The sequence below is a fragment of the Pedobacter sp. PF22-3 genome, assembly GCF_026239555.1.
GTDB lineage: Bacteria > Bacteroidota > Bacteroidia > Sphingobacteriales > Sphingobacteriaceae > Pedobacter.
Map to the genome: position 1 here is coordinate 64141 of NZ_JAPIVP010000003.1, position 10379 is coordinate 74519.

General features: G+C 42.4%; 7 protein-coding genes. All 7 read left to right on the forward strand.

The genetic code is table 11. The features are described from left to right. The 7 genes from OQX63_RS05220 (at nt 1) to OQX63_RS05250 (ending at nt 10371) form a co-directional block, all read left to right on the forward strand. Nucleotides 1–1884 carry a serine hydrolase gene (locus OQX63_RS05220; protein ID WP_265849829.1) on the forward strand — a complete coding sequence of 628 codons (1884 nt, stop codon included), beginning with the start codon at nt 1–3 and terminating at the stop codon, nt 1882–1884. Nucleotides 1885–1893: 9 nt separating this feature from the next. Beyond that, complete coding sequence (locus OQX63_RS05225) at nt 1894–2847, forward strand: TauD/TfdA family dioxygenase (RefSeq protein WP_265849830.1); 954 nt, start codon at nt 1894–1896, stop codon at nt 2845–2847. Between the two features lie 26 nt (nt 2848–2873). Next, entirely contained in the window at nt 2874–3662 is a 789-nt protein-coding gene (locus tag OQX63_RS05230) for an aspartate/glutamate racemase family protein (protein WP_265849831.1), read from the forward strand. Between the two features lie 33 nt (nt 3663–3695). Continuing rightward, nucleotides 3696–4658: a cupin-like domain-containing protein gene (locus tag OQX63_RS05235; RefSeq protein WP_265849832.1), complete on the forward strand. Its 963-nt coding sequence runs from the start codon at nt 3696–3698 to the stop codon at nt 4656–4658. Then, complete coding sequence (locus OQX63_RS05240) at nt 4655–7687, forward strand: cyclic peptide export ABC transporter (protein WP_265849833.1); 3033 nt, start codon at nt 4655–4657, stop codon at nt 7685–7687. Before OQX63_RS05235 ends, OQX63_RS05240 begins: the two co-directional genes overlap by 4 nt. A gap of 136 nt (nt 7688–7823) precedes the next feature. Then, complete coding sequence (locus OQX63_RS05245; RefSeq protein ID WP_265849834.1) at nt 7824–9224, forward strand: aspartate aminotransferase family protein; 1401 nt, start codon at nt 7824–7826, stop codon at nt 9222–9224. A gap of 1 nt (nt 9225) precedes the next feature. Beyond that, entirely contained in the window at nt 9226–10371 is a 1146-nt protein-coding gene (locus tag OQX63_RS05250; protein ID WP_265849835.1) for a thioesterase domain-containing protein, read from the forward strand. The last annotated feature ends 8 nt before the right edge of the window (nt 10372–10379 follow it).

A 10379-nucleotide genomic window follows, 5' to 3' on the forward strand; every position in this document is an offset into this window, starting at 1 on the left:
ATGAAATTACATATTTTACTTTTATGCCTGCTCGCATGGCTGTGTCCTGCAGTATCATTTGGCCAAAGTGATTCCTTTACCGTAAATGGTAAAAAGGTGTTCATCCAAAGTTTTGATCGTGCATTTGAGCAAGTGCTGAAAGCAACTGATGTTCCCGGAGCCAGCGTGGCTGTTATCAACAACAATCAGGTGGTGTATGCAGGGCACTATGGGGTTAAAAAGTTAACGGATAAGGAAAAGGTTGACGCTGAAACTGTTTTTGAAGCTTGTTCACTTTCAAAAAGTTATCTCGTTTATGCCGCATTCAGGCTGGTTGAAGAGGGTAAACTCGATCTGGATAAACCGGTATATCAATATATGGAGCCTGGACCCGCACTTAATCATGATCCACGTTATAAGTTAATTACTGCCCGAATGATTTTGTCACATTGCTCGGGGATTGAAAACTGGAAAGAAGACAATAACCGCGATACACTTGAAATATTGACCGATCCGGGTAAAAGTTTTGTATATTCTGGTACGGGGTATAATTACCTGGCAGAAGCGATTTCCGCTATAATTGGCAAACCTTACGAAACATATGTGAAAGAATTGGTCCTGCAGCCATTGCAACTGAAACATTCCTATTTGACCTTTACCAGTAACGGCCCTAATAATTATGCTACCGGTCACAACATGTTCGGAAAAGAAATCCCTAAGTGGAAAAATGAGGAAGCCGTACCATCCAGTGCGAACAATGTTACCGCAGAAGATTATGCAAAACTGATTATTGCCACATTTGATGGCAAACACTTTTCCAAAAAAACCGAAAAATCGCTTCTTACACCGTTGATTAGCACAAGCGGTAATGAAAAACAATACTATTATGGACCAGGTTTCGAAATATTTTATGCTGCCGGTGATACCATTATCGGTCATGGCGGCAACAATGCTGGTTTTAAAGGGCAGGTATTTTATTCAGTAAAGCATAAATGTGGTTTTGTATTGCTTACCAATGGCGATAGGGGAAAACTGGCAGTAACGGCCCTTAATAAACTGACAGCTAATCTGCCTGTTGAAGAATACTATAAACAAATAAGCCTGGAGGAATATCCGGATGTTTCCATTGATTTATTTCATACTTACTTAACCAAAGGCCCCAGTGACATGCTGGATTTAATAAAAGTGATGGAGCAACGTAAAACGCTTCCTGAAAATACATTGAATGCTTTGGCAAATGCATTTATGGATACAGATACCGCTTTAAGCCGAAAATTGCTGCAAAAGAATATCAAACTGTTTCCACGATCTTCACTTGGAAATTATCTGCTCGGAAACCTATATAAGAATCGTTCTGATTATAATATTGCCTACAAATACTATCTAAAGGCGAAAGCGCTTCAATTTGATATTTGGGAAACAGAATTAACGCACGAGCTGGAAAACTGCAGAAAAGAAATAGCTGACGCAGAAAGAAGAACAGCGTTGCTTTCCAAAATTGATGTGGAAGGTAAACTACTGCTGCAGGCGGAAGATTATAATGCCATGCATGGTGTAGAGGTGAGGGCCACACAAGATACAGGTGAAGGGCATGCGCTTGGTTTTATTGATACCAGTGACTGGATGAATTATAAAGTAAAAGTATTGTCTGCCGGTAAATATAAACTTCAGGTCAGGGTCTCCAGCGAATCCGGAAACGGTCGTTTAGAACTGCGATCCGGAAATCATGCCATCGCAGCCTTTAATATCGATCCAACAAAAAGCTGGGAATCATTCACAACGCTTACTGCCTATGCTGATTTGCCTGCAGGTATACATACCTTCCAGGTTTATGCAGCTAAAGGTGGTTTCGACCTCAACTGGATACAGTTTACTAAAGCCAATAGCATATCCTCTAAAAAATAAACATCACTTATGAATAGAACCACATCAACCACCGAACTTGTCCTGCCTTATATCATACAGCTGGATAACCTCAGCCCGGATAAGTTTATTGATTATTACCAGCTTAACAAGCCATTTATTGAAGAGCAGCTTCTGATTAATGGTGCAGTAAAATTCGCGGGTGTAGAAATAAATGCCCTTGATATATTTGAGCACATTGTCCACTCGATTTCGACCAGGTTTTTAAATTACGTAGATGGCAATTCGCCAAGGGTAAAACTGTCAGGAAGTGTGTATACTTCTACAGAATACGATAAATCCCAGGTGATTACCATGCACAATGAATTATCGTATTCGGCAAAATGGCCGAATAAACTGTTTTTTACCTGCCTCAAGCCTGCTGAGCGTGGTGGAGAAACCCTGCTGGCAGACAGCCGTGAAATATTGCAGAACATGAACCCGGATATTGTAAAAGAAATCGAATCCAGAGGTTTACTTTATATCAGGAACCTGCATAGTGGAGATGGTATGGGACCATCCTGGCAGGAAACCTTTGAAACGGCAGATAAAAAGGAACTCAATAATTACTGTAGAAAATACAACATTAATTATGAATGGGCGGATGGTCACAACCTGAGGCTGAAACAACCTGCACGCGGCATTATAAACCACAGGATTACCGGAGAAAGGATATGGTTTAACCAGGCAGACCAGTTTCATCCGCTGCATCTAGGTGCAGAAATGATGGAAGCGCTGGAACTCATGTACGGTGCACCTGAATATTTTCCTATGTATGTTAGTTATGGCGACGGAAAGGAAATCAGCGAGGATACCATACGGGAAATCTTACAAACCATTGGCCGCGTAACCAAAGCACCTGAATGGAATAAAAACGAACTGCTTATCATCGATAATGAACTGGCAGCGCATGGCAGGAATTCATTTACCGGCGACAGAAAAGTGCTGGTTGCCATGTCCGAATAATCCCATATACTTCAAAACAGATCCAGATGAATACTGAGAAAGATCAGGTAATTGGCATTGTGGGCGGTATGGGCCCCGAAGCCGGTATTGCACTTTGCAATTATTTGTTGCATAACCCCGCCGGTAATGCAGACCAGGGTCACCTGTCTTTTATGCTCATGTCTTTTCCTTCGTATATTACCGATAGAACGGCTTTTCTTGAAGGAAGTTGTGCAACCAATCCGGCTTATGCTGTTGCAGGCTTGATTACCAGATTGGAAATGGCAGGTGCAACAATCATTGCCATTGCCTGCAATACCTGTCATGCCCCGGAAATATATGATGTTATACTCGATGAGCTTATTAAACGAAACAGCCGGGTAAAATTGGTTCACATGCCTTATGAAACGCTCTGTTTTATCAAAGAAAACCATCAGCATGTGCGCCGTATCGGATTAATGACAACCAATGGTACCTATCATTCCGGAATATACGAAAAACTGTTTAAGGCAGGCGGTTACGATGTGGTGCTTCCTGGTATCAGCTTGCAGAACAGTTGTATCCATCGGATGATCTATGATCCTTTAACAGGTATAAAGGCTAACCCGAACCACATTACGCCCGAGGTTAAAGCATGGATGAGAGAAGCCATGCATTTTTTTAAAAGTAACGGTGCCGATGCCATTGTGTTGGGTTGTACAGAATTATCGCTCATTCACATGGCCGAATTTGAAAATGAAATCCCGGTGATTGATGCCATGAAAATATTATCGCTTACACTTATAAAAGAATCTGCATGCCGTCCAGCTATAATGCCCGGCAAACTAGCCGGCTAAAAAGGCAAACTAAACCATTTAAACCTATTATTCATGAATGATCTCTTAGAAAATAAAACTATTGAGGATGAAATGATACCTGTGATGAACCGTTTCTTGTCGTTTATACCAGGTATAAGCAAATCGCTTGCTGTTCCGGTGGTATACGCCGAAAACCTTACGAAAAAGGAATTTATAGAAAAATGGGTGTCGAGGAATAAACCATGCCTGGTAAAAAATGCAGTCCTTCATTGGCCGGCAGTACAAAAATGGAAACATCAGGAGTACTGGTTAAGTCAATGCGATAATTTTGATATCAATGTTTATCCGCATCAGAATTTCAACACACATGAAAGACAAGACGCAGGAAAGGAAGTCATGCCGTTTCATAAAGCTATTGAGCGGCTGTTTAGTGATAATGAGGATACGGTTAGCCTGCCGGCCGAACATATCACAGAAAATGGAAGATTTGCTAAAATAAAAGCAGATATGCCCGGGTTCACTTTTTTACCCGAAACTGAAAACCCGAGATATTATCAACGCATGCGCTTCTTTTCGTACAGGAGAGCCGCCACGGGCTGGCACTACCATGGAATAGATGAAACCCTGATGTGCCAAGTAAATGGAACCAAGCGTGTTGCACTGTTATCTCCTGAAATACCAAAACCGGCCTACATTACAAAATACCTTAACCAGGAAAACTATTTAAACAATGAACCCTTTAATGTACAGCATGATATAAATCCCTACCTGGTAGATGTGGAGGAAGGTGATGCACTTTACATTCCTCCTTACTGGCACCATGTGGTGGTTCCGGTTGATGGAAAGGTTGGTTTTACAGTAGCTTTTTGCTGGAAAAGCCCCTTGCATATACTTGGAGATTTCTCAAACTATTTTGTGCGTGCACTCTATAAACAAGGCATGTGGCCATTAAATATCAATACCTTCTTTATGCCACTTTTGGGCTGTTATGCAGGTACTTCACACCTTATCAGAAAACTATCACGACGAGTATGAAAAAGATGATGTTGTTTTTAATTGCACTCTTCCTGATGCACCCATCACTGATGGCTCAGAAAAAAAAGCCTCCTGTTTTTAACTTCAGCCAGGTTGATCAAAAAGTACTGAAGCTGATGAAGCAGGGAAGCATTCCGGGGTTAAGTATCGTGATAATCAGGGGAGATAAGCAGTATATCAAAAGCTATGGTTATGCCAACCTGGAAAAAAAGCTGCCTGTAAATTCAAACACCTTATTTGAACTTGGATCATGCAGCAAGGCTTTTACCGCCCTGGCAGCTGCCAGGCTGATAGAAGAAGGCAAGCTGCATCCTGATAGCAATGTGCAATACTACCTGCCCTGGTGGAATGTAAATTATAAAAATAAAAAGGCTAATGTTACGATAAGCGAATTGTTACACCATACCAGCGGTTTGCCCTGGAATACAATCTCTAAAATTCCGCAAACCAACAAGCCTGATGCCCTGGAACTTACAGTGCAGCAGCTTCAGGGTCAGGAACTCAGTCATTCGCCTGGTAAAGAATATGAGTATGCAACCATTAACTATGATGTTACAGCCCTCATTATCCAGGTGATTACCAAGCAGCCATTTGAAAACTATTTGCAGCAGCAGATCATTAATCCGCTGGGTTTAAACCATACCACAATTGGTTTACAACCTGAAAAAGTAATAACCGCTACCGGTTATAAAAATGGTTTTTTTAAGCCAAGACCTTATCCTTCACCTTTATTCCGCGGTAATAATGCAGCAGGATATGTAGTTTCAAATGCCATTGACGTAGCCAAATGGCTGCAGTTCCAAATGGGGCTGGTATCCAGCCCTTTGCTTAACCGTGCCCTTGCAATTACACACCGGCGAGATGAAAACGTGCCTTTACATTCCATGTCGGCTTATGCCATGGGCTGGCACGTATCCTTAAACGGAAACCGGGAGATCTTTCATGATGGGTTAAATCCAAACTTCACTTCCTATACCACTTTCAGGCAGGATAATAAAACCGCGGTAGCCGTACTGGCCAATTCCAACAGTAACCTCACCGCAGTGATAGGCGACAGGGTAATGCGGATCGTTAACGGCGAGGAAATGCCTAAAGAGTATGATACAGGTGATGGGTTAGACAAGGGCTTTTCACTTTTTGCCATAGTTATTGGTGTTTACCTGCTGGCGGTATTGGCATTTTTGGCCATCATCATCGCTGCCGTGCTTAAAGGCACAAGAACATATACAGGTTTATCAGTAAAGAAACTGCAGCAACTCCTTTCCATGCTGTTGGTTTTTTGTCCTTTTTTAGCTGGTATATATCTGTTGCCCAAAGCAATAACTGGTTTTTCATGGCATGCTTTATTAGTATGGTCGCCGGTGAGTTTACCCGTAGCCCTTTACATGATTATTGTTGCCATGGCCTTCAGTTACCTGGTATACGGGGTAAGCCTGCTTTTCCCGGAGAAAAACAACCTGAAACGTATTGCGCCCATGCTGCTCTTGCTTTCCATCCTTTCCGGCCTGGCCAATATGGCAATCATCATCATCATTACCTCCTCACTGGACAGCAAAGTAGAATTAAAATACCTTATTTTTTATTATGTGTTAACCATCGGCCTGTATTTGTTCGGAAGAAGATTTGTACAAACGAACCTGATCCGTTTTTCGAGAGACCTGACCAATGAACTGCGTATAAAACTGATAGAAAAGATGTTTTCAACCTCTTACCAGAAATTTGAAAAAATCGATCGCGGCCGGGTGTATACCGCGCTTAACGATGACCTGAATACCATAGGTGAATCCACAAATGTATTTATGACACTGGTTTCGAGTGTCATCACAGCAGTTGGCGCTTTTATATACCTGGCTACAATTGCGTTTTGGTCTGCCGTGTTAACCATAGCATTATTAAGCATTATCATGCTTTTATATTATTCGGTAAGCCGAAAAGTGAATTCCTATTTCGAGGATGCACGGGATGCACGGAATGTATTTATACGCCTTACAAATGGTATGATAGACGGTTTTAAGGAAATCAGTCTTCACAGGGATAAAAAAAGGCAATATAAAAATGATGTGGCCGATTGTGCCACCGAGTACAAGGATAAGGTGGCCCTTGCCGGTATACGTTTTGTGGATGTTAACTTGGTAGGAGAATCGGTACTGTTTATTTCCCTGGGGGTAGTGGTATTTGCTTTTCCGAAGCTTTTCCCGGGTATACCATCTTACACCATCATGAATTTTGTGATTATCCTGCTTTACCTGATTGCGCCGGTAAACGGTATACTCAATTCAGTACCGGCGGTAATGCAGTTACGGATAGCATGGAACAGGATCAAGCAGTTTTCAAAAGAGATTCCGGCCAATCTTAACCTTTTAGAAGTTCCTGAACTGGAATCTGCAGTCAGCAGTATAGAAGCCGATGGCCTGAAATTCAAATATAAAAGTGAGGCAGGCACCTTTACCGTTGGTCCGATAAACCTGAAAGCCGGGGCAGGTGAAATACTTTTTATTATTGGTGGTAACGGCAGCGGTAAAACAACACTGGCCAAAATGCTTACCGGGTTGTATGAGCCCGATGAGGGCAGCCTGAAGATCAATGATAAACCCGTGTCATCTGCCGTAATCGGCGAATATTTTTCTGCGGTATTTAGCCCGGTCCATCTTTTCGAAAAATTATATAATATCGATACCATAGCTAAATCAGAGGAGATCAGCCGGTACCTTAAATTACTGGATCTGCACGATAAGGTTACGATCAGGGATAGCATGTACAGTACCATTGCACTTTCCGGCGGTCAGCGAAAAAGACTCGCACTGCTGCAATGTTACCTGGAAGATTCGCCGGTATACCTGTTTGATGAATGGGCAGCTGATCAGGATCCCGATTACCGCTATTTTTTCTACCGTACCTTACTTCCTGAGATGAGGAAAAAGGGTAAAATTGTAATCGCCATTACCCATGATGATCATTACTTCGATGTGGCAGATAAAGTATTGAAAATGAATCAGGGCCAGCTGGAAAGTTATGTGCAGAGCCCCTAAAAAACGATAGGCATTCTCTAAAATAAACAATCAGAGCGTTTCTTGACCTATCTGAAAAAGGTTACCGGAACCGACGGCTGGTTGCCTGCGCATTCAAAAAAATAATAACTAACTAAATCACCTGAGCCAATAAATCATGAATAAATTTACAGAATTTCATTTATCAGAAAATGCACGGATACTGTCTCCGTCAATCCCCGGCGAAAAATCCAGGTCATTACTGGATTTCCAACGTGCCCATGAGGGAAGTATTGTTTCATATCCCGTTGCCATGCCTATTGCCATTTCGCATGCCAAAGGATCCATTATTGAAGATGTTGATGGCAACAGGTTTATTGATTTTTTCAGCGGTGCAGGGGTACTGAATGTGGGCCATAGCAACCCATATGTATTAAGCTATGTACGGGAACAACAGGAAAAACTAGTACATGCACTTGATTTTCCGACAGCAAACAGGATGCAGCTGGTACAGAAAATTTTAAACCAGTTGCCGGCAGCGATCCGCGATGAGTATAAGGTAAGCTTTTGCGGGCCTAGTGGTTCAGATGCGGTGGAGGCATCCATAAAGTTGGCCAAACATTTTACCGGCAGAGAGGGCATATTTGCGTTTCAGGGTTCCTATCATGGTATGACTTCCGGCGCCCTGTCGGCAACCAGCAATGTAAAACTGCGCTCACGTTTACATGCCATGGTACCCAATATAACATTTATCCCTTATAATTACAGCTATCGTTCCTTTTTTCAAAAGGATTCATCCGGGCGCCCTGGCTGTCTGGATTATCTTGAAGATTTGCTTAGTAATCCCCATTCTGGTCATGATAAACCCGCTGCCATTATCCTGGAGCCTATACAGGGTGAAGGTGGATCAATCGTGCCTGAAGATGGTTTCCTGCAAGGTATTGTAGAAATTGCCCGTAAACATGAAATCGTAGTCATCTTCGACGAAGTGCAAAGCGGTTTTTTCAGAACAGGCGATTTTTGGGCCTTTCAGCAAAGCGGTGTATACCCCGATATCATTACCATGTCTAAAGGATTGGGCGGGGTCGGTTTCCCGATATCTGCCATTATTTATAAAAAGAATATTGAATCATGGGGGCCGGGCGATCATATTGGAACTTTCAGGGGCAATCAGGTGAGCATTGCTGCCGGTAATGGCGCATTCGACTTTATAGAAGAATACCATGTAGGCCGCCATGCAAAGGAAATGGGCGAATATTTGCTCGGCAAACTCCGGATATTGAGTGAATCAGTAGCCGGCATTGGCGAGGTAAGGGGCCGTGGATTAATGATCGGAATAGAATACGTTACAGACAGGATCACCAAAAAACCCGATCCGGTTACCGTGAAAAAGATCCGTTCAGTGTGCCTTCAAAATGGCCTGCTGTTCGAAACAGGCGGGCATTATAATAACGTTATCCGGTTTCTGCCTGCTTTAATTATTACCCCTGCAATTATAGATCACGCCATGTCCATTTTTGAAATGGCCAACACAGAAGTATTCACTGAATCATTTGTACCTGAAATTAACCAACACTAATATGCCTGCTATAGATTTGATTAAAGTGCTCGACCTGCTGACCAGGTACGGAAGACAAGGGATCCGAATATCGCTATCTGATGACGAGCTGCTGGTAAAATACCCAAAAAAATACACGGTAACTGAAGAACTGATTGAAGAGATTAAAGCCAATAAAGCGCATTTACTCGAATATTTCAGGTATTACGACCGCGAATTCGGTTTTATGGATGATGCAGTTGAAACGCCTAAACCCTTTGAAAACTTATGCGGCTTTAAAGAACCTGAAAAAGTGCTCAACAGCCACCTGTTATTACTAAACCAGCCGGAAAAAGAAAGGCCGATTTTTATGTTACCTGGTTCGGGTGGTAAAAGCGGTGCCTACCAGGAACTTGCAAATTGTTTGAACGATGTATACAGCGTGTATGGCCTGGAAATGATGGGCACACAAAAAGGTGAAACCCCGCTTAAAACCGTACCTGAAATTGCTTCCCTGAATATTCAATGGATAAAAAGTCTGCAGCCGCATGGTCCTTATCGTTTTATAGCGCATTCTTTTAGTGCGTATGTTGTTTTTGAAATGGCACGGCAGCTGGAACGCGAAGGCGAATCGATTGAATTTATTGCGGTACTGGATCAGCAGATTATCGGGCTCTCCGGCTTGCAGCAGGTACCTGTTGAGGTAAACAATGTTGATATTGTTATGGGGCTCGCCATCGATTATTTCGATAGTTTTAAAATCCTAAGTCCCCCTTATCCGGATTGGGCCCTTAATTTAAGTGCACAGCTACAAAACCGTCCGCTCGAACAAATGTTGCCGTTTATTACTGAAACCGTTATAAAGCACATGCCCCATACCACAAAAATTGTGGAATATGTGGAAAGGCTGATCAATATCAGGATTTATAACGATACCATGGAATATGTACCGGAAGGGACCATAAATGCTGGTGTAATTGTTTTTAAAGCAATGGATAATGAAGTAAAAAACCCGGACGAATGCCTTGGATGGAATATGTTTTCCAGTAAGGTGGAAGTTTATGAAGTGCCGGGTACTCATCATAATATGGTAGATGGCGATCATGCCGTCGAAATTGGCCGAATTTTCAAAACACGTATGGGCTTGCCCGCTGATGCTGTTTTATTGACAGATCAAACCAATGCTTAATTGATTGT